Source organism: Roseofilum sp. SBFL (assembly GCF_017746885.1).
Taxonomy (GTDB): domain Bacteria; phylum Cyanobacteriota; class Cyanobacteriia; order Cyanobacteriales; family Desertifilaceae; genus Roseofilum.
The window spans coordinates 1-22,827 of sequence record NZ_JAGHZH010000091.1 but is presented as its reverse complement, the minus strand read 5'-3'; the positions used below and the strand labels follow the sequence as shown (position 1 = coordinate 22,827).

Annotated in this window: 18 protein-coding genes; 8 read left to right on the top strand and 10 right to left on the bottom strand. The window is 44.5% G+C overall.

All coding sequences use genetic code 11. The annotated features are described in order from the left end of the window. Positions 1 to 15 precede the first annotated feature (15 nt). From J7545_RS10000 to J7545_RS09990, 3 genes are read right to left on the bottom strand one after another with little or no spacing between them, the layout of a single operon-like run. Positions 16 to 621 carry a cytochrome b gene (locus J7545_RS10000; RefSeq protein ID WP_318698505.1) on the bottom strand — a complete coding sequence of 202 codons (606 nt, stop codon included), beginning with the start codon at positions 619 to 621 and terminating at the stop codon, positions 16 to 18. A 37-nt stretch (positions 622 to 658) separates the two neighbouring features. Continuing rightward, positions 659 to 2,623: an amidohydrolase gene (locus J7545_RS09995; protein WP_318698504.1), complete on the bottom strand. Its 1,965-nt coding sequence runs from the start codon at positions 2,621 to 2,623 to the stop codon at positions 659 to 661. Beyond that, complete coding sequence (locus J7545_RS09990; RefSeq protein ID WP_318698503.1) at positions 2,620 to 3,138, bottom strand: GNAT family N-acetyltransferase; 519 nt, start codon at positions 3,136 to 3,138, stop codon at positions 2,620 to 2,622. Before J7545_RS09990 ends, J7545_RS09995 begins: the two co-directional genes overlap by 4 nt. A gap of 142 nt (positions 3,139 to 3,280) precedes the next feature. On the opposite strand from J7545_RS09990, the gene J7545_RS09985 reads away from it, so the two are divergent. Beyond that, entirely contained in the window at positions 3,281 to 3,592 is a 312-nt protein-coding gene (locus J7545_RS09985; RefSeq protein WP_318698502.1) for an MGMT family protein, read from the top strand. Between the two features lie 15 nt (positions 3,593 to 3,607). On the opposite strand, the gene J7545_RS09980 is transcribed toward J7545_RS09985, so the two are convergent. Together J7545_RS09980 and ycaC are read right to left on the bottom strand one after the other, a co-directional pair. Beyond that, a complete protein-coding gene (locus J7545_RS09980; protein WP_318698501.1) occupies positions 3,608 to 4,213 on the bottom strand; it encodes a nitroreductase family protein in 606 nt (201 codons plus the stop codon). A gap of 77 nt (positions 4,214 to 4,290) precedes the next feature. Next, the gene (ycaC, locus tag J7545_RS09975; RefSeq protein ID WP_318698500.1) at positions 4,291 to 4,917 is read right to left on the bottom strand and encodes an isochorismate family cysteine hydrolase YcaC; all 627 of its coding nucleotides are present in this window, start codon (positions 4,915 to 4,917) and stop codon (positions 4,291 to 4,293) included. Positions 4,918 to 5,139: 222 nt separating this feature from the next. Here ycaC and J7545_RS09970 point away from each other — a divergent pair, with 222 nt between their 5' ends. Next, positions 5,140 to 6,069, top strand: coding sequence for a LysR family transcriptional regulator (locus J7545_RS09970; protein WP_318698499.1), 930 nt, complete (start codon positions 5,140 to 5,142; stop codon positions 6,067 to 6,069). Here J7545_RS09970 and J7545_RS09965 read toward each other — a convergent pair. From J7545_RS09965 to J7545_RS09950, 4 genes are all read right to left on the bottom strand, one after another. After that, a complete protein-coding gene (locus J7545_RS09965) occupies positions 6,033 to 6,383 on the bottom strand; it encodes a cupin domain-containing protein (RefSeq protein WP_318698498.1) in 351 nt (116 codons plus the stop codon). The genes J7545_RS09970 and J7545_RS09965 overlap by 37 nt on opposite strands. 36 nt (positions 6,384 to 6,419) lie before the next feature. Then, positions 6,420 to 6,770 (bottom strand): hypothetical protein, encoded by a 351-nt coding sequence (locus J7545_RS09960; RefSeq protein WP_318698497.1) that lies wholly within the window; start codon positions 6,768 to 6,770, stop codon positions 6,420 to 6,422. Between the two features lie 86 nt (positions 6,771 to 6,856). Beyond that, entirely contained in the window at positions 6,857 to 7,456 is a 600-nt protein-coding gene (gene coaE, locus J7545_RS09955) for a dephospho-CoA kinase (RefSeq protein WP_318698496.1), read from the bottom strand. A 221-nt stretch (positions 7,457 to 7,677) separates the two neighbouring features. Next, positions 7,678 to 10,086 carry a phosphoketolase family protein gene (locus J7545_RS09950; protein ID WP_318698495.1) on the bottom strand — a complete coding sequence of 803 codons (2,409 nt, stop codon included), beginning with the start codon at positions 10,084 to 10,086 and terminating at the stop codon, positions 7,678 to 7,680. A 365-nt stretch (positions 10,087 to 10,451) separates the two neighbouring features. Here J7545_RS09950 and J7545_RS09945 point away from each other — a divergent pair, with 365 nt between their 5' ends. The 5 genes from J7545_RS09945 to J7545_RS09925 all read left to right on the top strand — a co-directional run bounded on the left by J7545_RS09945 (position 10,452) and on the right by J7545_RS09925 (position 15,373). Next, positions 10,452 to 10,916, top strand: a complete 465-nt coding sequence (locus J7545_RS09945) for a hypothetical protein (protein ID WP_318719516.1) — start codon at positions 10,452 to 10,454, stop codon at positions 10,914 to 10,916. A 3-nt stretch (positions 10,917 to 10,919) separates the two neighbouring features. Beyond that, positions 10,920 to 11,159 (top strand): hypothetical protein, encoded by a 240-nt coding sequence (locus tag J7545_RS09940; protein ID WP_318698493.1) that lies wholly within the window; start codon positions 10,920 to 10,922, stop codon positions 11,157 to 11,159. 204 nt (positions 11,160 to 11,363) lie between these two features. Next, on the top strand, positions 11,364 to 12,002 hold the full coding sequence (locus J7545_RS09935) for a histidine phosphatase family protein (protein ID WP_318698492.1): 639 nt from the start codon (positions 11,364 to 11,366) through the stop codon (positions 12,000 to 12,002). Positions 12,003 to 12,044: 42 nt separating this feature from the next. After that, positions 12,045 to 14,165, top strand: a complete 2,121-nt coding sequence (gene pta / locus J7545_RS09930; RefSeq protein ID WP_318698491.1) for a phosphate acetyltransferase — start codon at positions 12,045 to 12,047, stop codon at positions 14,163 to 14,165. Then, positions 14,162 to 15,373: an acetate kinase gene (locus tag J7545_RS09925; protein ID WP_318698490.1), complete on the top strand. Its 1,212-nt coding sequence runs from the start codon at positions 14,162 to 14,164 to the stop codon at positions 15,371 to 15,373. Before pta ends, J7545_RS09925 begins: the two co-directional genes overlap by 4 nt. Before the next feature lie 112 nt (positions 15,374 to 15,485). Here the strand turns inward: J7545_RS09925 and J7545_RS09920 are convergent, their stop codons facing one another. Beyond that, the gene (locus tag J7545_RS09920; RefSeq protein ID WP_413038620.1) at positions 15,486 to 17,090 is read right to left on the bottom strand and encodes a 2-isopropylmalate synthase; all 1,605 of its coding nucleotides are present in this window, start codon (positions 17,088 to 17,090) and stop codon (positions 15,486 to 15,488) included. A 183-nt stretch (positions 17,091 to 17,273) separates the two neighbouring features. Here J7545_RS09920 and J7545_RS09915 point away from each other — a divergent pair, with 183 nt between their 5' ends. Next, the gene (locus J7545_RS09915; RefSeq protein ID WP_318698488.1) at positions 17,274 to 22,625 is read left to right on the top strand and encodes a protein kinase domain-containing protein; all 5,352 of its coding nucleotides are present in this window, start codon (positions 17,274 to 17,276) and stop codon (positions 22,623 to 22,625) included. The last annotated feature ends 202 nt before the right edge of the window (positions 22,626 to 22,827 follow it).

The following is a 22,827-nucleotide window of genomic DNA, read 5'->3' as shown; positions in this document are numbered from 1 at the left end:
TCATCTCGTAGACCATCATGGTTTTATCGTTCTTGCTTGCGATAAATCATAGCATGGATTTTCCTCAATGGTGCGACCAATTAAAAAAGCCGCCCTCCGCTTCGCTAAAGGACGGGGCTTTAAACCCAGTTCTTTGGTAACGAATAGCAAAAAACCATAAGATGACCAAAAGTGGAGCGCACGCCCCAACTCTACCCGGTCTTCATTGGGGGAAAACAAATCTGGAACCACCAGCCCGAATAACTTTACACCATTGGATTGGAAAGAGTTGGAGAAGAAAAAACCAGTCAGGGGAACCCCCACCATCAAGATGTACAGGCTCAGGTGTAAAAGGGTCTTCTGCCACCATTTGGGAGTGGTTTTGGGAAAGCGCTTGGCATATTTTTTCCCCCACACACGAACTAAGGTGATAACACGCCAAGCTAAGAGAATCAGAGAGATAATTGCGATCGATTTATGAAAGTCGTAGAGTGCATTACGACCAGGGAGATCTCGTGGCAAACGGGCCATGATTGGCCCAGTGCAAAACAAAATAAGATAACAGCCCGCCATCCACCAATGCACACTCATTAAGTGTTGAAAAGCTGAAGTTTTTCGAGGTTTGTTTTGTTTTGTTGTCATGATCGCATTTCTTTTCGATTTTAATTTTTAATTGATCTTAGTAGCAACAGGCGCAAGCTAGACCTCCCCAAAATTGAGATAGACTACCCGGTTGATTCAAAGAGGATAACTTTAAGTTGGGTCGTTTTTGTGAGTGAATACCTGAAGTCCACCTCTGCTCAGATGCAGGAATAACACTGATCCGAGAATCATTATGATATCCCCCAAAATATTTTACCGGAGACCAATCTGGACTAATGGGTAAGGGTGGAGGGGATAAGTTACTAAATTCTTCACTTCCATAAACGGGTTGACCATCGACAATGGTTAACACGGATTCAAGATGTTTGATTCTCTCTTCGGGTACAGAGAAAAAGTCTTCTGATAGAACGGCTAAATCTGCCAATTGACCGGGCATAATTGCGCCTTTATTTCCCTCTTGATTGGAGAACCAAGCGGCAGCAGTGGTATATAACCTTAAAGCCTCCATGCGATCGAGGCGGTTGGCTTCAGAATAAAGGGTTGTGCCGCCAACAGTTTTGCCGGCTACTAGCCAATATAAACCGACCCAAGGATTATAACTGGCAACTCGCGTGCCGTCTGTTCCCCCGGATACTGGCACATCCATGGCCATGATTTTTTTAATGGGGGGGGTACGATTAGCAGCCTCCACGCCATATCGGTCAAGAAAGTATTCCCCTTGATACGCCATCCGGTGTTGAAAGGCAATACCACCGCCCAACGCTTTGACTCGCTCAATATTGCGATCGCTAATCGTCTCCGCATGATCTAAAATCCAGTGCATTCCATTAAAGGGAATTTCGCGGTTCACTCTCTCAAATATATTTAAAAATCGCGAGATTGATTGATTATAGGTGGCGTGGAGTCGGAACGGCCACTTATTAGCAGCCAGAAGTTGAATTACCTCTGTAAGTTCGGCTTCCATATTGGGATTGAGATCGGGACGAGGTTCGGTAAAGTCTTCAAAATCTGCGGCCGAGAAGACTAACATTTCTCCTGCACCATTGAGGCGATAAAAATCGTCTCCTTGTCCCGGATTGGCAATGTTAATCCAGCGTTCAAAATCGGCTTTCTCTGCCCCTGGGTTTTGGGTAAATAGGTTATAAGCGACCCGAACGGTCATCAATCCTTCTTTGTGAAGGTGGTCAATGATTTGATAGTCATCGGGAAAATTTTGTCCTCCACCACCCGCATCAATAACGCTGGTAATCCCCAAACGGTTCATTTCCCGCATGTAGTGACGACTGGAGTTGATTTGATCGTCTAAACTTAATAGGGGCCCTTGAGCGATTGTTGCATAAAGAATGGCCGCATTGGGTTTGGCAATCAGCATTCCTGTCGGATTACCATTGCGATCTTTTTCAATGACTGAACCGGGAGGGGGTGTGGTATTGCGGTCTATCCCTAGAGCGCGTAATGCAGCCCCATTGAGCAGGGCACGATTGTATAGATTGAGAATAAATACGGGTACATCTCTCGATACCGCATTAACTTCTGCCAATGTCGGCATCCGGCGTTCGGCAAACTGAAATTCACTCCACCCACCAATTACCCGTACCCATTGAGGGGCAGGGGTTCTAGCGGCTTGTTCTTTGAGCATTCGCAGGGCATCCGCGAGGGAGGGCACACCATCCCAGCGCAGTTCCATGTTATAGTTTAACCCCCCCCGAATTAAGTGAGTATGACTATCATTTAAGCCGGGAATGACGGTGCGACGATTCAGATTAATGGTTTGGGTGCGATCGCCGCGATAAGCCATCACTTCCTTTTCCGTACCCACTGCCAGAAAACGGTTACCCTTAATTGCAACAGCTTCAGCAAAGGAGCGGCGATCGTTTTGGGTAGCAATCCGGGCATTATAAAGAATTAGATCGGCTTTTTGACTCGTATCAGTAGGGTTTTGTCCCCATGATTTCCCTTTATCTAATAGATACGTCGAAAATCCTGCGGCTAAAGCCCATTTAAAAAAATCCCGTCGGTGGAATTTGTGGTATTGATTCATAATGAGTTAGTCATACTGTTAGATGACAGGTCAAGTTTCTTGTACATCACATAGACATCAACAAAGCCTTGTGATGGATGTAAACACGCTTCCGGTAATGTCCCCACAATCTCGAAGCCCAGTTTCTGCCAGAGTCGAACAGCAACCGTATTTGTTGACACCACAAAGTTGTATTGCATCGCCCGAAATCCGAGTCTTACAGCTTCTGCCTCAGAATGTTTGAACAGAGCAGAAGCGATGCCCTTCCCACGAGCTGCTTCTGCTACAATATAGCCAGAATTACAAACATGAGAACCCGGTCCGGGTTGATTGACTTTTAGATAATAAGTTCCCTGTATTAACCCATCTGAATTTTCTGCAACGCAGGTGACTACTGGCATTTCAACCCAAACTTTAAATGCCTCTTCTTCTGTAATATTAGTTGCAAAGCTGTAGGTCTCACCTGCACGAAATACAGGCTTGATAATTTGCCAAGTTGCTGGCCAGTCAGCTTGTTCTAGAGGTCGAATAATCATCACGCATCAAGGGGATCGTTTTCAGAGGTTATTTTAGGCTGACCTTTTAGGGTTAGGCAATCTCTTGTCCGTTACAATCCTTGGTGATTAGTGCTATATTGAATCAAATATTCAGGAGATTATTCGGAGCCAGATCAACAGCATGAAAAATCAAACGCCTAGTTTTCATCAAAAGTGCTATGAACTTTTAACAAAAATCCCCCAAGGTCAAGTTACAACCTATAAAGAAATTGCAAAAGCCCTCAATACTAAAGCCTATCGTGCAGTGGGAAATGCGATGGCTCGTAATGACAATCCGATTGTCATCCCTTGTCATAGAGTGGTCAAAAGCAATGGCGAAATTGGTAATTATCGCTTAGGAGTACCTCGTAAAAAGGAATTACTCCTCAACGAGGGCATTACGATCAAAAATAATCGGGTCGAAAATTTGAGTGAAGTCCTTTATCAATTTTAAACGAACTCAAACTATTTAGAACTTATTTTCGATCACTAATTCGCTCAACGGCAATTGTCCCGGTTTTGGCCAAGGTTCTTTAACTTTTTTGCCAATCGCAACCATTGGCCCCATAACATGGTCTGCGGGTAAATTAATCAGTTTTGCAACTTTCTCAATGTCAAAGCCAATCATCGGGCAAGAATCATAGCCCATTGCTTTAGCCGCTAACATCAAAGTTTGCATTGCCATACCAATGGAGCGTTGAGCCTCATCTCGCTGTAGCCATTCCCGTCCCTCATGAAACGGCCCCATCCAACCTACTAATAAATCAGCCACTTCTTTGGGGGCATTTTGCCAATAGCGTTCGGGGGCTTTCTGCCATGCGTTCATATCTGCTGTAAACAGAATTAGTAAAGAAGCATCCGTCATTTGTGCTTGATCGTTACCCAACTCTTTGCGGATTTTTTGACGTAATTCAGAATCTCGAAGAATTACAAAACGCCAATGTTGAATATTAAAACTCGTTGGAGCTTGAATCATAGCTTCCAGAAGTTTCCCCTCTTCTTCTGGAGTCAGTTTATGATTGGGATCGTAATTTTTAACTGAACGACGTTGATAAATCGCCTGTAAAGTATCCATTGAGTCAAACTCCTCTTGATGGGTTTAATGCTTCACGAATTCATCTATCAGAAAACTGGAATTATTGTTGAATCCATCTATTTTTGTGTTGCAAAATAGCTGGTCATTAAATTTCGATAGTTGGGAATATACTTGGAGAGTAAAGCACCCAAACCTTCAATATCATTGCGCCAGTCGCGATGGAGTTCGCAGGCGACACTAAACCAATTCATCATTTGTACCCCAGCTCCTTGCATCCGCAATAATGCTGCATCTCGCACATCTTTGCTAAATGTACCAGACGCATCAGTTACCGCAAAAACATCAAAGTCTTCTTCCAGGGCACTTAAAGCAGGAAAAGCCACACAAACATCTGTCACAACTCCCGCCATAATGAGTTGTTTACGACCGGTATCTTTGATGGCTTTCACAAAGTCTTCATTATCCCAAGCATTAATTTGACCGGGACGAGCAATATAAGGGGCATTGGGATGAAATTCTTTAATTTCGGGAACTAAAGGGCCATTGGGGCCATTTTCAAAACTGGTGGTTAGAATGGTTGGGAGATTAAAAAATTTAGCTAATTCGGCTAAAGCCAAAACGTTATTCTTAAATTCATTGGGTGAATAATCTTGGACTAATGAGATTAAACCCGCTTGATGATCGATGAGTAGAACGACGGCATCATCTTTAGATAGGCGTTTGTATTGATAAGAATCAGGCATGATTATTGATTACGGATTGAGACAACATAGCGGTGCTATCAAGCTAAATAACATTAGCTCGATTTTTACAAAGTAATGGGTCGTTAAGTGATTAATGAGGGTCTGCTACACAAGCAGATGAATTTTGTACCAGCCACCATCATCATAAAATGGTTCTCTAAAAAAGACAATATAGTATTTTAGAGACACATTGTCTCTATTTTGTTTACAATTCAGGGTCTAATGGATAAGTTTGAAAGTATACATGCATTCACACAAGTCGTTGAAGAAGGTAGCTTTGCTGCGGCGGCGAGAAAAATGCAGCTCTCGCGTTCAGCAGTGAATAAGCTGGTGATTGCTTTAGAGAAGTATTTGGGAGTGCCATTGCTCTACCGTACAACGCGTCAAGTTACACTGACTGATAATGGTCAAGCATTTTATGAACGCTGTCTTGATATTCTTCATCGCTTAGAAGAAGCAGAATTCAGTATTTCTGAGCAACAGACTGAACCGAAAGGAAATCTGAAAATCAATGCTCCGATGTCTTTTGGTCTCTCCTTTTTAAGTGCAAAAATAGCTGAATTTATGACTCAATATAAACAGGTTAAAATCCAATTGACGTTAGAAGACCGTTTTGTAGATCCGATCGCTGAAGGTTACGATCTGGTTATTCGCATTAGCTTACCTTTAAAATCTCCAAGTTTGATTGCTCACCCCATTACCACTATTCCTCGCGTCATTTGTGCAGCTCCTAGTTACCTAAATAACAGAGGGATTCCGACTGAGATTGAAGACTTAAAAAAACATTCTTGTATGCATTATGGATATTTGGCAACTGGGGAACGTTGGCCCTTCATTTATGAAGGAGAAGAAGGACTTATTTCTATTGATGGGGTCTTTTGTTCTAACAATGGAGAGGTTTTGCGAGATGCGGCTGTCAATGGATTGGGAATTGTAATGTTGCCCAACTTTATTGTCGAACAAGATTTAAGGAAAGGAAATTTACAAGTTCTCTTGTCGAACTATAAAGTTCCAGAATTGACGTTATATGTCGTGTATCCCATAAGTTCGAGCATTTCTAAGAAGGTTAAGCTATTTACTCAATTTATGCAACAGGCATTGGATGAGGTTAAATGTCAGGATTCAGAAACGGGAACTCTTAAGCCAAAATAGGTCACTACTAATTCCGTTGAACCGGTATTTCGTAATTCATGAATTTCTCCAACATTAATGGCAATGCAAGTGCCTGGAGAAAGGGCATACTCCTGGTTATCTACGGTAATAATCCCTGTGCCAGATTCAATAAAAAAAACTTCGCACATATCTTGATGGGCGTGACTATTCGCGACTTCTCCAGGGGGAAATTTGGCTTGGGAAAAGTTGGTTAAATGGGGTAAGTCCCCAATACGTAACATGACTTGTTTACGGATATTGGCATTATGCGAAACGCCTTCTTGAGGGATGTCGTTTAAGGTCGTGATTTTCATTAGGGAATCGGGAATAGGGAATGGGGAATAAACGCATTATGGTTCATCTAGAGGTTCAGACTCTAAGGATTTCGGTAAATTGCGGACGACCTCGGCTTGAAACCAAACTCTGAGAATCGTTTGTAACTGTACTCGACTAATATAGGGCCATCCTCCTTCGGTTTCCATGTCTCGCAGGAGGGTATACAAGGCTTGACGGTTATTGGGAAGGGAGTCTTGAAACCAGGTTTCTCGAATATAACGATGCATTTCTTCGAGACTGCGAAGAATAGCTAATAGGGTAACGGCATCCTTTTGATGTGTAGCAGCTAGGCTTTGTATCTGCTCTAGAGTGGCGTTGAGTTCCTGTTCCCAGGGTTGTAGAGTAGGGTCTAAATCCTTGTCCATCCGTGATTGAATTGTTTACCTATGTTAGGGTGATTGAATTATATTTTACTGTAACCGAAAACTGGCGATCGCCGCTATCCTATCGATTAAAAGTTGGACTGGAGGATTCGATCGATTTGTTGAAACAATTCGGACTCAGTCGAAGAGTTATCTAACAGGCGATCTCCTCGCTGGCATTTTTCAGCTAAGGGCATTTGAGAGTTGATCCTGATCTGCGCTTGTTCTAAAGTCAAGTGATTGCGGCGCATTAACCGTTCTATTTGTTGCGCTTCAGAACAGTAGACCACCCAAATCTCCTCAACTAGATCGGTCATCTGGGCTTCAAAGAGGAGGGGAATGGAGAAGACTAGGGTATCCTGGGGAGAGGATTGATTGAGGTCATAGTATAGGCGATCGCGCACATAAGGATGAATTTGCTCCTCTAACCATTGCCGCTCTACGGGATTACTAAAGACAATTTCCCCTAACTGCTGACGATTTAATCCCCCTTCCGGTAACTCAATAGTCTTTCCATATCGTTGCACAATGCGCTGGAAAACCGGCGATTTCGGTTGCACCGCTTCTCGCGCATACCGATCTGCATCAAATACGGGTAAACCATAATGTTGTTCGAGATATCGAGTCACCGTACTTTTCCCGGTCGCAATTCCCCCAGTAATGCCAATTTGCGCTTGTTTTTGGCTCATCGTTGAGATCGTCCCTCTTATTTGTCATTTCAAATAAAAATGAAACAGATGGAACAAAGAAGGGGTTTCTAGTTCCCACTTTTAGCCTACTCCCGTTGCTCCTCTCGAACTATCGCTAACGATCGCCTCCTTAACCAAAACTGACCTTAGCTTATAATCAAACAGCTCTAAGAAAGGCAGGAAGGAGCGAAATTCTTTTCGCCCCTATTCACATTAAACGATTAATACGGCCATTTCCAGTTGACGATCTCTTCCTTATCAATGCCTTGTGCGCGGGCATATTGGAGGTTTTCGATAATGGCATTTTTCATCCGTTCTTTGACATAGGCAGCCGCAGAACCGAGTTTCGGCACGCGGTCAATCACGTCAATGACGAGGTTAAAGCGATCGACTTGGTTATTGATCGCTAATTCCAGAGGCGTGTTAATGTTGCCTTTTTCTTTGTAGCCGCGAACATGAATCCGGTCTTGATTAGCGCGGCGATACACCAGTTTGTGAATTAACCAAGGATAACCATGGAAGTTGAACATTACAGGTTTATCGACGGTGAAAAGGCTGTTAAAGTCGCGATCGCTTAAACCATGGGGATGTTCCCCTTCTGACATCAGTTTAAACAAATCAACAACATTAATAAAGCGTACTTTAAGATCCGGGAATTCATCGCGCAAAATAGCAGTTGCAGCCAAAGATTCCATCGTCGGAATATCCCCACAGCAAGCCATAATCACATCCGGCATATCCGGGTCTTTGCCACAGTCATCATTACTAGCCCATTCCCAGATTCCAATCCCTTTAGTGCAATGTTTAATTGCATCCTCCATATTGAGATATTGCAGGTGCATTTGTTTATCCGAGATGATCACATTGACATAGTCGGTGCTACGTAAACAGTGGTCAGAAACCGAGAGTAAGCAATTGGCATCAGGGGGGAAGTAAACGCGAACCACATCGGGACTTTTGTTGGTTACCAGGTCTACAAATCCGGGGTCTTGGTGGCTAAAACCGTTGTGGTCTTGTCGCCAAACGAGGGAAGAGAGGAGAATATTTAAGGAAGATACGGAGGCCCGCCAGGGGACTTCGTTTTTACAAATATCTAACCATTTAGCATGTTGGTTAAACATCGAATCCACTACATGGGCAAAGGCTTCGTAAGTGTGGAAGAGTCCATGACGACCGGTCAGTAAGTAGCCTTCTAACCATCCTTGCAGGGTATGTTCGCTGAGGATTTCCATGACCCGACCATCCGTAGAGAGTTCGCTACCGTCCAGGTCTTCGGGGAGGAAGTCAGCCATCCAGACTTTTTTGCTCACTTCGTAGACCGGATGGAGACGGTTAGAAGCCGTTTCATCGGGGCCGAAGAGCCGGAAATTGTTTGGGTTGTCGCGCATAACTTCCCGCAGAAAGTAACCGAGGAATTTGGTGTTTTCCACTTCCACAGTGCCCGGTGTCGGGATTTCTACAGCCAAGTTCCGGAAGTCTGGCATTTTTAGATCTTTGCGGAGGATACCACCGTTAGCATTCGGGTTAGCACTCATGCGGCGATCGCCTTTTGGAGCCAGTTCTTTTAATTCCGGAATCAGTTTGCCGTTCTCATCAAACAGTTCTTCCGGTTTATAGCCCTTCATCCACTCTTCCAACAAGCGGACATGCTCTGGGTTACTGTGCATTCCGCCCATGGGAACTTGGTGCGCCCTCCAAAAGCCTTCTACTTTGTGACCATTCACTTCTTTCGGCCCCGTCCAGCCTTTAGGAGTCCGCAGAATAATCATCGGCCAGCGGGGGCGTTTAGCTTCTCCTGTTCGACGAGCTTCTTCTTGAATTGCCCGAATGTGGTTAATACAAGTTTCCATCGTTCCGGCCATCTTTTGGTGCATAATGGCCGGGTCATCGCCTTCAACCACATAGGGGGTATACCCATAGCCGATAAACAAACTTTCAAGTTCCTCTGCACTGATGCGAGAGAGAACAGTTGGGTTAGCAATTTTATAGCCGTTCAGGTTAAGAATAGGCAGAACTGCCCCATCCCGGATCGGGTTCAGGAATTTGTTCGAGTGCCAAGCCGTCGCCAGGGGGCCGGTTTCCGCTTCTCCATCCCCAACCACCACAGCAGCGATCAGGTCGGGGTTATCATACACTGTTCCATAGGCATGAGAAACACTATAGCCGAGTTCTCCCCCTTCGTGGATAGAACCAGGTGTTTCTGGGGTACAATGACTGCCGATATGACCGGGGAACGAGAACTGCTTGAAAAATTTCTGCATCCCTTCTTCGTCTTCGCTTTTGTCTGGATAGACTTCAGAATAGGTTCCTTCCAGATAAACGGGGCCTAAAACTCCAGGCGCACCATGGCCGGGCCCGGCTAGGTAGATTGCGTTGAGGTCATATTTGTTAATCAGCCGATTGAGGTGAACATAGCTGAAACTCAGGGCTGGAGACGCTCCCCAATGACCGAGGAGGCGGTATTTTATATGTTCGGGTTTAAGCGTTTCTTTTAGTAAGGGGTTGTCTCGCAGATAGATCATACCTACAGCAAGATAATTACAAGCCCGCCAGTAGGCATCAATTTTTTTTAACTCATCGGGGGAGAGTAAATTTTCCTGGGGACTGAGTCTTTCAGGTGAAGCTACCATAAATTCTAATCTATCTTAACGAAAGGGCTAAATACTTGAAGCTGTGTCAATTTTGAGCCGTCACTTTTCAGTTCCAAGCAATGCTTCTGAACTTCTGGTATCTTAAACTCCTTTGCAAGCAAAATGTCCCCAGAGTCCAAAAATCTTAAGATTTCCTTTGGGTTCCCAGATTAGAATTTATCCCTCTTCTATCAACCCGCGATATAGAATTCTAATGATATTGCTTTTTGAAAAACTTTAAGGTAAGATCAAAAAGATATATGCTATCTTAATCTCCACATTCTAGAGTCAAGAAATCTACTTGAGAAATACTTGCTACTAAATGGGATTGCAAGTCAGCACTATCTTGTATGTTGCTCGCAGCAATGAATATAAAAAACACATTTTCTCCATTCAGTATTACCAGAGTCCTCACCTTTTTATTTCTCCTTTTTAGTTTGGTTAATATCATTATCCAACTGGCAAAGTATGGATTTAACTATCGTCAAGAATGGATGGTTATTTTTAATATGGATCGGGAAATGAACTTTCCCACTCTATATACGGTACTCTTGCTGGCGTTCTGCTCATTTTTGTTTAAGCTCATCTTCCAACTGGAGAAGCGTGAAAAATTTCCATTTGCTTCTTACTGGAGAGTCTTGCATTTTATTTTTGCCTTTATGGCATTAGATGAAGGTTTACAGATTCACGAAATTATGATCATCCCGGAAGTGGGCAAACATCTACCAGCTATCTTTTCTGCCGTTTGGGTGATTCCCTATGGAGTTCTCACTTTGGGATTAATCTATTATTTTTCTAAGTTTGTCAATCATTTACCAAGGCAAATTTAAAAGATGACGATCGCCGCAGGAAGTCTTTACGTGTTTGGCGTTTTAGGATTGGAAATGATGGGTAGTATCTGGATTAGAATTGCAGGAGGAATGCAAAATCTAGTCTATTCATTACTCGCTAGTACGGAAGAAATGCTGGAAGTGACGGGTTTAATCGTACCGATCCATGCCTTGCTAATTTACATTACAAAATACCATCGCCAGTCGATCGAAATTACTTTTGATATCCAAAGTCAACCATAGTCTACGAATCGGTCCTTGATGAACCAAGGTCCCCAGCCCCTTGTTAAGTGGATTTTCATAGAACAATAAGATGACGGGTCATCTTAAGGGAGACTTAACTTGATATTAATATCAAAAAATTAAGGAGTTTGGTAGTTTTAAACCAAGTCTCTCTTGCTAGAACATAATGGGAACAAGCATTCCATCTGTGACCCGTCTAATCCTATGAACCTAACTTTATATTTTCTTAGACATGGAGAAACGACCTACAGTCAAGAGGGAGGTTATTGTGGTGTCCTCGATCCTGAGTTGACCGAAGATGGAGAAAAAATGGCTCAACAGTTTGCCCAAGCCTATGCAAAATTGGATTGGAGAGCAGCTTATGTGAGTCCGATGAAACGGACGATCGCCACAGCAACCCCCTTGTGCCAAACCCTGAACCTAGAGATGGAACTGCGGGAGGGACTCAAGGAACTCAATTACGGACAATGGGAAGGAGAACAGCCCGCAACCATAAACCAAACTTATCATGATGACTATGTTCGCTGGTTAACCGATCCAGGCTGGAATGCCCCCACAGGAGGTGAAAAGGGTATTGATGTTTCCCGACGCGCGTCTGTAGCGATCCAGGAAATTGAGGGTCGTTATTCCTCTGGTAATGTGCTGGTGGTCTCCCATAAAGCCACTATTCGCATTATGTTATGCCGGTTATTGGGGATTGATGTGGGACGATTTCGCGATCGCATTGCCATGCCAGTCGGTGGGGTGAGCATCGTGGAAATGCGCCCCCATGGCCCCTTGTTACACCAATTAGCCGATCGCTCCCATCTAGAAAGCGCGCTGCGATCGCGGCCTGGAACTTAGCATCCATTCTTTTTCTTTTGCAATATTTAAGGTGAGTAGACGATGGCCCATTCTTTATACGTTAGTACAACAGAAGTCGCCAGTGGAAAAGCTCTTGTTTCCTTAGGGGTAATTGAATGCTTATCCCGGAAAACGAGCAATATTGGATTTTTTCGCCCCATCATTCGTAAACCCGAAGTGGGGGAGATTGATGATGATATTAAACTGATTCTCACCCATTTTAGGCTAAAACAATCTCCAGAAGATGCCTTTGGCTTATACTTGCAGGAAGCGACGGATTTACTGAGTCATCATCATTTAGATGACCTCTTGGATCGGATTATTGAACGCTATAAACAATTAGAAAAGAAATATGATTTTGTGGTCTGTGAAGGTTCAGATTTCAAAGGCCAAGAAGCAGCTTTTGAATTCGACCTGAATGTAGAAATTGTCAAAAATTTAGGCTGTCCCGTCTTAATTGTGGGTAAGGCCAGCGATCGCACCCCAGAAGAAGCCATTAATTCTGTACAACTGCCCCTGGATGTGTATCGGGAAAAGGAATGCGATGTGGTTGGGGTAATTCTGAACTTAGCCCAACCGGATCGGGTGGATACGCTCAAAGCCAGTTTGGTGAAAGAATTGGATTTACCCGAAAGCTTAGTTTCAGTCATTCCCTACGACCGTCGGCTCAGTAGTCCCCGGATGCGAGATATTGTGGAACAACTGAATGCTGAAGTCCTATATGGACATAAACGGCTCAATAACCTAGCCAACAAGTACGTGGTCGCCGCGATGCAAGTGCAACATGCCCTTGAGCGTTTAAAGGAGGGTAATCTAGCCATAACTCCTGGCGATCGCTCGGATGTCATTCTCGGTGTTGTACAGGCCGATCAATCCGTAAATTACCCTAACTTAGCCGGTTTAGTTCTTTCCTGTGGTATTCAACCCCACCGAGTGATTGCCAAACTCCTGGATGGTTTACCCGATCCACCGCCTATTTTATGCGTCGAAAGCGATACCTATACGACGGCTTCAGCCATTCACGATCTACATATTTCCCTCACCTGTGGCGATCGCGAAAAAATCCATGTGGCGATAGAAACCTTCGATCGCTACGTTAACTTACAAGAACTAGAAGAGCGTATTGAAGGCATAAAAATCAAGGGCATGACCCCGAAAATGTTTACCTACAACTTGGTACAACAGGCCAAAGCCCAAAAACGCCATATTGTTCTTCCAGAAGGCAACGATCCTCGGATATTGCAGGCGACGAGTGTCCTGTTATCCCAAGGTTTAGTGAATATTACTCTCTTAGGTAGCCTCTCAAGCATTGAACAAACCCTGAAAAAACATAATATTCGCCTAGATTTAAACCAAGTCCAAATTATCAATCCTGCCATAAGTGAAAACTTCGATCGCTATGCCGAAACCCTCTATGAATGCCGCAAACATAAAAATCTTAGCCTTGATATGGCTAAAGACTTAATCATGGATGTCTCCTACTTTGGTACACTCATGGTCTATAGTGGGGATGCCGATGGCATGGTTTCTGGAGCCGTCCACACTACCCAACATACCATTCGCCCCGCGCTACAAATTATCAAAACTCAGCCAGAGTGTTCCATTGTTTCTTCAGTCTTTCTCATGTGTTTAGAAGACCGGGTATTGGTCTACGGAGATTGTGCCGTGAATCCGAATCCCACGGCCGAACAATTAGCAGAAATTGCCCTCTCTTCTGCGGATACTGCCAAACGATTTGGAATTGAACCCAGAGTTGCCTTACTCTCCTATTCCTCTGGAGAATCAGGTAAAGGAGAAGAAGTGGAAAAAGTGAGGAAAGCTACCCATTTAGCTCAACAAAAACGCCCCGATTTGAAAATCGAAGGACCCATTCAATATGATGCCGCTGTCGATCCAGACGTGGGCGCTCAAAAAATCCCCGATTCTGAAGTTGCGGGACAAGCGACTGTTTTAGTTTTCCCCGATTTAAATACCGGGAACAATACTTATAAAGCCGTCCAACGGGAAACAGGAGCGATCGCCATTGGCCCCGTTTTACAAGGTTTGCGTAAACCCGTCAATGACCTCAGTCGCGGCTGTACAGTCACCGACATTATCAATACCGTCACCATTACTGCCATCCAAACCCAAACCATTTGTCCTCTGAATTCCCCAAGCCCATGAAAATCCTGGTTTTAAACGCGGGTTCCAGCTCCCAAAAAAGCTGTTTATATGACATTACCGGAGACCAACTCCCGGCCCATCCTCCCCATCCCCTGTGGGAAGCGACCATTGACTGGACAGTGGCCACGGACTATGGGGTAATGAAAGTCAAGGCGAATGGGATCGAGCAGGAAACCAACTTACCCAGTGATGCGAAGGAAGAGGCGATCTCTAAACTCCTGCAAACCCTGGTGAGCGGAGAAACCCAAGTTTTAGAGAGCCTCTCGGAGATTAATGCTGTCGGTCATCGGGTGGTGCATGGGGGAACGGAATATTCCGAAGCTACCCGCATCACCCCAGAAGTCCAAGCCACTATTACCCAACTCATCCCCCTGGCACCGTCGCACAATCCAGCCAATTTGCAGGGGATAGAAGCTGTGGAGAGGGTCTTACCCGACGTGCCCCAGGTGGCAGTATTTGACACTGCTTTTCACAGCCAGATGCCCCCAGAAGCGGCGGTATACCCTATTCCCTATGAGTGGTTTGAGCAAGGGGTGCGGCGCTATGGCTTCCATGGAACCAGTCACCGCTATTGTGCCCTACGTACGGCTGAGTTAATGGAAAAACCCCTAGAGTCGTTAAAGATGATTACTTGTCATTTGGGCAATGGCTGTTCTTTGGCTGCGGTGAAAGAGGGTATTAGTGTTAATACCACCATGGGGTTTACGCCTTTAGAGGGGCTGATGATGGGAACCCGGAGCGGTTCGATCGATCCAGCGATCATCTTCTATCTAATGCGCGATCGCGGTTTTGATGTCAATAGCATTGACCGAATGCTGAATAAAGAATCCGGTTTCAAAGGGGTTTCCGGACTGTCGGCAGATCTGCGAACCATTCTACAAGCGATGAATGAGAAGAATGAACGGGCAGAATTGGCCTTCGATCTGTATATTCATCGCCTGCGGAGTGCGATCGGTGAAATGTTAGCCAGCTTGGGCGGATTAGATGTTCTGGTCTTTACCGCAGGTGTAGGCGAAAATTCAGTAGACGTGCGCCAAAGAGCCTGTGAAGGATTTGAGTTTTTGAGATTAACGTTAGATGTGGAGAAAAATGCGAACTCTCCCATGGATGTGGATATTGCGACTCCAGATTCTGCCGTGCGCATTTACGTGATTCATACGGAAGAAGATTGGGCGATCGCCCGTCAAACCTGGCAATGTTTGCGATAAACCCTTTGGCAGGAAAGACACCGGGTTTCTTGCGGCCATTATCTACACACAATGATATTTCTAAGATGGATAAGGAGGAAAATCAAAATGCCTCCTTATCCAGACCCGTTAATTAAACCACAGCAGTTTCATGTTGCGCGTGGAGGCGTTCTTTTTTCAATGCTTCCGAAAGACGGTTGAGGGCGTTGACATAAGCTTGAGCAGACGCGACCACAATATCCGTATTTGCCGCATGACCCGAGTATACCCGGTCTTCATGTTGCACGCGGATGGTAACTTCACCGATCGCATCTATTCCCGCTGTCACTGACTGTACCGAGAACTCAATCAACTTATTGGGCACATTAATCACCCGATTAATCGCCTTATAAATCGCATCCACCGGCCCGGTGCCGATCGCCGCATCCGTCAGCTCTGCCCCGTCTGGAGTCCGCACCGTTACCGTTGCTGTCGGTTGTGCGCGATCTCCACAGGAGACTTGCACCAACTCCAACCGGAAGAAGTCTGGTGCTTGTTGAATCTCATCATTCACGATCGCCTCGATATCCCAGTCGCTGATCTCCTTTTTCTTATCAGCTAATTCCTTAAAGCGCACAAACGCCTTATTTAAATCGGTGTCCGGCAACTCAAAGCCCAACTCTTGTAGACGGTTACCGAAGGCATGACGGCCCGAATGTTTACCCAATACAATCTGATTTTCACTCAAGCCAATGGACTCAGCATCCATAATTTCATAGGTGAGCTTATTCTTCAGAACCCCATCCTGGTGAATCCCCGACTCATGGGCAAAGGCATTCGCACCCACAATCGCCTTATTCGGCTGCACCAACATTCCCGTTAAATTCGACACCAATCGCGAAGTCTTATAAATTTGCTTCGTATCGATCTGGGTCAGAGGTTCCGTGGACTCCGGAGCGCGGCCAAAGAAGGGATTATAATACTGACGGCGCACATGCAGAGCCATCACCAACTCTTCCAGAGCCGCATTTCCTGCCCGTTCGCCAATGCCATTAATCGTACATTCGAGTTGACGAGCGCCATTTTCTACGGCAGACAAGAAGTTCGCCACCGCCAAACCCAGATCGTTATGGCCGTGAACCGAAATAATCGCTTGGTCAATGTTCGGCACATTTTCCTTAATGCCGCGAATTAAACCGCCAAACTCCGCTGGAGTCGTATAGCCAACCGTATCGGGGATGTTAACCGTGGTTGCGCCAGCAGCGATCGCCGCCTCCAAAATCTGATACAAGAACTCCGGATCGGAACGTCCCGCATCTTCGGGCGAAAACTCCACATCATCCACAAACGACTTCGCATAAGCCACCATTTCCGGTGCGATTTTCAGCACCTCTTCCCGGCTCTTCTTCAACTTATATTGCAGATGGATATCCGAAGTGGCAATAAACGTATGAATCCGAGGTTTAGCTGCCGGTTTCACTGCCTCCCCTGCGGCCTTGATATCCTCGCGAGTCGCTCTAGCCAAACCGCAAATGGTGGGTCCCGTTTCGGTTCCCACCGTAGCGGCAATCTTCTGCACCGCATCAAAATCTCCCGGACTCGCAAACGGAAAACCAGCCTCAATCACATCTACTCCTAGACGGGCCAGTTGTTTCGCGATCGCCAGTTTTTCATCGCCATTCAGGGTTGCTCCTGGACATTGTTCGCCGTCGCGGAGAGTGGTATCAAAGATAATGATACGGTCGTGTTGAGGTTGCATATTCATACAAGCTATTCGACAAAAACAGGTTCATATTATTCTAACCCAGATTCTAGGTCTGAGTATATTGAAACGATCGCTTTTTTGACGTTAGAGAACTTAAAGTTTACTTTATAAGGTTCACCTATAGCCTTTCGAGAGTTAAAATATTGAGGAGAAAAATATCTCTAGTGGTTTATTTTTATGGTTACTCTTACTGGATACGAGAACTTAATTCTCATTCACGATAGTGATAACTCGCAAGTGTATCGCGCTCGAAAAACTAGCGATCGCCAACCCGTCATCATCAAAGTTCTCAACCGAGACTATCCCACCTCAGAGCAGATTCGACGCTACAAACAAGAATATCAGCTTGTTAACCAGTTAGCATCTCCCAAGATCGTCAAAGCTTATAGCCTAGAAAAATGGCAAAGAAGCTTGGCGATGGTTCTAGAAGATTTTGGAGCAATTTCCCTAAAACAATGGCTGCAAGAGCGCTCAGGAGTTTCTTTAGAGGAATTTTTATGGCTGTCGATCGCCATTACCGAAAGCTTGGGACAAATTCACGCAAAACATATTATTCACAAAGATATTAACCCCGCCAATATTGTGCTAAATACCGAGACCAAAGAAGTGAAAATCATTGATTTTGGTATATCCACCCAACTGAGTCGAGAAAATCCAACCCTAAAAAATCCTAACGTTTTAGAAGGAACCTTGGCTTATATTTCCCCGGAACAGACGGGTCGAATGAATCGCAGTTTAGACTATCACACGGATTTTTATTCCTTAGGAGTCACGTTTTACGAACTGTTAACCGGGAAATTGCCCTTTATTGTTGAAGATGCCTTGGAATTAATCCATTGTCATATTGCTAAAATGCCAATTTTAGCAGTCACCTCAGAGAATAGACGACCAATTCCGCAAGTTTTGGCAGATATTGTCTTAAAATTGATGGCGAAGAATGCCGAAGAACGCTATCAAAGTGCCGAGGGATTGCGATCGGATTTAGAAGAATGTCGCCAACAATTAGAAGCGAGCGGTAAGATTGCCCCCTTCCCCCTAGCTCAAAAAGATATTGCTGCTCGCTTTCAGATTCCTCAAAAGCTCTACGGACGCGAAGCAGAAACCGCGACTTTGCTCGAAGCGTTCGAGCGAGTAGCCGAGACGGGAAAAGTCGAACTGATGTTGGTCGCGGGTTACTCCGGTATTGGCAAATCCTCCCTAGTACAGGAACTCTACAAGCCCATCACTGCACATCGGGGCTATTTTATTGCCGGGAAATTCGATCAATTTCAGCGCAATATTCCCTATTCGGCGATCGTTGCTGCTTTTGGCTCCCTGGTGGAGCAATTATTGGGAGAAACTGAGGCTCGGTTGCAAGTCTGGCAAGAAAAAATCTTGAAGGCGCTGGGAAATAACGGACAAGTTATTATTGATGTGATTCCCGAAGTGGAACTGATTGTCGGCAAGCAACCGAGCGTTCCTACCTTAGGAGCCAACGAAGCCCAAAATCGCTTTAACCTGGTTTTCGGAAACTTTATCCACGTTTTCTGTGATAAAGAGCATCCTTTGACTCTCTTCCTCGACGACTTGCAATGGGCGGATTTGGCCACCTTGCAACTGATGGAGCGGATGTTACTCGAAGGGCAAACAGAATATCTCTTGCTGTTAGGTGCTTATCGGGATAATGAAATTTCTGCTGGTCATCCTTTGGCAATGTCCCTGGCCAAACTCCAGCAAAACAAGAGCGAGGCAATCGTGCAGGTTACTTTAAATCCTTTGCCCCTCGACCAAATTGAGGCTTTAATCGGTGATACCTTCCTGCAAACGTCTCAAAACGTTAGCGACTTGGCTCAGTTAACTCTGCAAAAAACTGGAGGCAATCCATTCTTTGTAAATGAATTTTTACAAGCATTGTACGATGAAGAATTGCTGCAATTCGAGCGGCAGTCAAGAAGCTGGCAATGGGATATGGCCGCGATCGCGGCGAGGGGCTTCACCGATAATGTCGTAGAATTGATGGTAGAGAAATTGCAAAAATTACCTCCATCGAGCCAAGACATTTTATCCCTAGCCGCTTGTTGCGGCGCAGAATTTGACCTAGAACTTCTGACCTGGGTCTGCGAGCGATCGCCTCAAGCAACGTTCGATCTGCTAAAAATAGCACTCGATCGCGGCTTCATCTTGCCTCTGTCAGAACTCGATGAAAATCTGTTGATTAAGTCCTATAAGTTCGGTCACGATCGCATCCAACAGGCCGCTTATGCTCTGATTCCTGACCCTAAAAAAGAATCGCTTCACTACCACATCGGACGAACACTGCTCCAAAATATACCTCCAGAAGACAGAGAAGAGAACATTTTTGAGCTAGTCGGCCAATTCAATGATGCAACGGCTTTAATCACCGAGCAAAAAGAACGCGACGAACTTGCCGAACTCAATCTCGTAGCCTGCCGCAAAGCCAAGGATGCTAACGCCTATCAAGCGGCTAGCGAGTATGCCAACACGGGATTATTGTTGCTAAGTGAGACCGGTTGGCAGCGGCAATATGAAATGACTCTAGCATTCCACGAACTAGCAGCTCAATTGGCTTCGCTATGCGGCGATCTTGAGGCAATGGAAGCGTTTATTGAAATCGTGATTGCCAGAGCCAACAAAATACTAGAAAAGGTTAAGGTGTATCGGATTGCGATCGTCTCAAAAGTCTCTCAAAATAAACTTAAAGAAGCCATTACCATAGCCCGACAATTACTGCAACAGTTAGGGGTTACTTTTCCTGAAAATCCCACAGAGAATGATATTCAAAAGGCACTTACAGAAATTGGAGAAATAATTGGACGAAGAAAAACCGAAGACTTGGTTAACTTGCCAATCATGAGCGATCGGGAAAAAATCGCCATTATGGAGGTGATTAATAGCATTATATCAGCGGCTCATATTTCTTCTCCTCTCTTATTGCCATTACTGATTGCCTTATCAGTCAAGCTATCGATTCAATATGGAAATACATCGACTTCAGCTTATGCTTACGCCTACTATGGTGCGCTATCTTGTATTCGCCTCCAAGATGTCGATACAGGGGTAAAGTTGGGTCAGTTGGCACTACAGATCGTATCAAAACTGGATGAAAAGGTCATAACTGCTAAAGTCTTGTGCATAATCGTTTTTTCTGTACTACACCGCAAATTTCATACCAAACAAACCCTATCCCTAATGCAGGAAGCTTATGTATCGGCTAGTGAATTTGGCCAATTAGAAGATATTGGATATGCAGCTCACAATTTTTGTCTCAATGCTTTCTGGTGCGGTCAATCCCTTAATACCTTAAATCATGAAGCGAGCGCCTACTGTCTGACTTTGGCGCAACTAAATCAGTCGATAACCGCGAATTACTGTCGAATCCATTGGCAAACCATTTTGAATTTACTGGGGTTTGCGGAGAACCCAAGTATTTTGTCTGGAGAAGCTTTCCAAGAAGTAGAATTTGTACCTAGACTCATTTCTACCCATGACTTGCTTGGCTTGTTTATGCTCTATTTATACAAGCTGATGCTTTGCTACTTATTTGAGGAAATAGAATTAGCTCAAAGTACTGTTCATGAAGTAAAGCGTTATTTAATAGCTAGCTCTGGAACCGTTGGCGAACCGGCTTTTCTATTCTATGCTTCTTTAACCGCGATCGCTGCTTTGAATTCCGAATCCGAGGAGGAAAGATTAGAGGGACTCCAACAAGTTGAACAAAACCAAACAGAACTGCAACAGCAATGGGCGTGTTATGCTCCCATGAACTACCAACATAAGGTAGATTTAGTAGAAGCAGAAAAATGCCGAATATTAGGGAAAAAAGCAGAGGCAATCGAGCTATACAACAAGGCTATATCTGGAGCCAAAGAAAACGAATACATCCAAGAAGAAGCTTTAGCCAACGAACTCGCTGCCAAATTTTATCTAGATTGGGGTCAGGCAATCGCTGCTCGCGCTCACATAATGGAGGCTCATTACTGCTACTCTCATTGGGGAGCAACAGCGAAGGTAAAGCACCTGGAACAGATGGAAGTAAGCTATGCTGATACGCTTTGGGGCGCTTCGACTCAAGTTAATCGCTTAAACCACCGCTATTCAACTTTATTCACTGCTTTACCCAAACAGGATTCTGGTTTTTCTGAGATTCAAACCCAAACATCTAGTGAAAAAAATCTGCATAAAACCTTGGATATAGAAACCGTATTTAAGGCGAATCAGATAATTTCTGGAGAGATTGTCTTAGATAAGTTGCTCGTCGAGTTAATGAAAATTATCCTCCAAAATGCTGGGGCACAAACGGGCTGTTTGATGATGGTCGATCGAGGAAGTTTAGTGATTCAAGCATCGGGAAATATTAACTCTGAAGAGATTAAAGTGCTTCAAGAGTTTCCTGTAGAAGAATCGACTTTAGTTTGCCATGCTATTGTCAATTATGTGGCGAGAACTCAAGAAAGTGTAGTCTTGAATGATGCCTCACATTCTGGAACGTTCACTCAGGATAGTTATATTCAAATCCATCAGCCTCAATCGATTCTTTGTGTGCCTCTGGTTAATCAAGGTCACTTAATCAGTATTGTTTATCTAGAAAATAACTTAACAATCGGGGCTTTCACAGATGAACGAGTTAATATAGTACAGGTGATTTCCGGACAGGCGGCGATCGCCCTAGAAAATGCGTATTTATACCGAAATCTAGAACAGAAAGTGGCAGAGCGAACAGCGGAACTGGCTTTAGCTAACGCGGAGATTAAAACCTTAAATGAACAATTAACCTCGGAAAACCTACGCTTGAGTTCCGAGTTGGATGTGGCGAAAAAGATTCAACAGATGGTATTGCCAAAAATCACGGAATTAGAACATATTGAAGATTTGGAAATCGCTGGCTATATGGAACCGGCTGATGAAGTAGGAGGCGATTATTACGATATCTTAAATGAAGGGGATCGGATCAAAATTAGTATTGGGGATGTGACGGGTCATGGTTTAGAAAGTGGGGTGTTAATGCTCATGGCTCAAACGGTAGTGCGAACGCTACAAAATATGCATGAAACCAATGCCATCCACTTTTTAGAAATTGTTAACCAAACCCTCTGCCAAAACTTAGAACGCATGAACTCGGATAAAAATATGAGTTTGGCAATTCTCAATTATCAAAAGGGTTTAATTAAACTGAGTGGACAACATGAAGAAATTATCGTGGTGCGAGCGAATGGAGAATTAGAGTTAATTGATACTCTAGATTTAGGGTTCCCGATGGGTCTAGATTGGCAGATCAGTGACTTTATCCATGAACAGGAGTTGCTTTTAAATCCCAATGATGTACTGATCTTATATACGGATGGAATTACGGAAGCAGAAAATGTAGACAACCAACAGTACGGACTAGAACGCTTAACTCAATTGGCACAACAACACGGTCAACATTCAGCTTATCAAATTCGCGATCGGATTATTGAGGATGTCCGAGAGTTCATTGGAGAACAGAAGGTCTTTGATGATATTACGTTGGTGGTCTTAAAGCAACGATAACTTTAGGTTGCCTATATTTCCTCAAAAATCTAGCAATCTCCCTATAGCGCTGCGCGCTAGGGAATACCCCTCTTCTGTCACTCTCCGGTTTCTTCTATTATTAATAATTTCCAGAGCTAAGGTATACTCAGTGATACAGGGTGTGGCGATCTCATTTTTGCCCATATGCATACTCTTGGGAATTGATATGCAGAAAAAATGG

Excerpts from the sequence above, each read along its gene's own strand:
- J7545_RS09950 (WP_318698495.1), bottom strand. The coding sequence starts at position 10,086 with ATGGTAGCTTCACCTGAAAGACTCAGTCCCCAGGAAAATTTACTCTCC.
- J7545_RS09985 (WP_318698502.1), top strand. The coding sequence starts at position 3,281 with ATGAAAAATCAAACGCCTAGTTTTCATCAAAAGTGCTATGAACTTTTA.
- J7545_RS09925 (WP_318698490.1), top strand. The coding sequence starts at position 14,162 with ATGAAAATCCTGGTTTTAAACGCGGGTTCCAGCTCCCAAAAAAGCTGT.
- J7545_RS09965 (WP_318698498.1), bottom strand. The coding sequence starts at position 6,383 with ATGAAAATCACGACCTTAAACGACATCCCTCAAGAAGGCGTTTCGCAT.
- ycaC (WP_318698500.1), bottom strand. The coding sequence starts at position 4,917 with ATGCCTGATTCTTATCAATACAAACGCCTATCTAAAGATGATGCCGTC.
- J7545_RS09940 (WP_318698493.1), top strand. The coding sequence starts at position 10,920 with ATGACGATCGCCGCAGGAAGTCTTTACGTGTTTGGCGTTTTAGGATTG.
- J7545_RS09990 (WP_318698503.1), bottom strand. The coding sequence starts at position 3,138 with ATGATTATTCGACCTCTAGAACAAGCTGACTGGCCAGCAACTTGGCAA.
- J7545_RS09945 (WP_318719516.1), top strand. The coding sequence starts at position 10,452 with ATGAATATAAAAAACACATTTTCTCCATTCAGTATTACCAGAGTCCTC.
- J7545_RS09980 (WP_318698501.1), bottom strand. The coding sequence starts at position 4,213 with ATGGATACTTTACAGGCGATTTATCAACGTCGTTCAGTTAAAAATTAC.
- J7545_RS09920 (WP_413038620.1), bottom strand. The coding sequence starts at position 17,090 with ATGCAACCTCAACACGACCGTATCATTATCTTTGATACCACTCTCCGC.
- J7545_RS09935 (WP_318698492.1), top strand. The coding sequence starts at position 11,364 with ATGAACCTAACTTTATATTTTCTTAGACATGGAGAAACGACCTACAGT.
- J7545_RS09960 (WP_318698497.1), bottom strand. The coding sequence starts at position 6,770 with ATGGACAAGGATTTAGACCCTACTCTACAACCCTGGGAACAGGAACTC.
- J7545_RS09995 (WP_318698504.1), bottom strand. The coding sequence starts at position 2,623 with ATGAATCAATACCACAAATTCCACCGACGGGATTTTTTTAAATGGGCT.
- J7545_RS09970 (WP_318698499.1), top strand. The coding sequence starts at position 5,140 with ATGGATAAGTTTGAAAGTATACATGCATTCACACAAGTCGTTGAAGAA.
- pta (WP_318698491.1), top strand. The coding sequence starts at position 12,045 with ATGGCCCATTCTTTATACGTTAGTACAACAGAAGTCGCCAGTGGAAAA.
- J7545_RS10000 (WP_318698505.1), bottom strand. The coding sequence starts at position 621 with ATGACAACAAAACAAAACAAACCTCGAAAAACTTCAGCTTTTCAACAC.
- coaE (WP_318698496.1), bottom strand. The coding sequence starts at position 7,456 with ATGAGCCAAAAACAAGCGCAAATTGGCATTACTGGGGGAATTGCGACC.
- J7545_RS09915 (WP_318698488.1), top strand. The coding sequence starts at position 17,274 with ATGGTTACTCTTACTGGATACGAGAACTTAATTCTCATTCACGATAGT.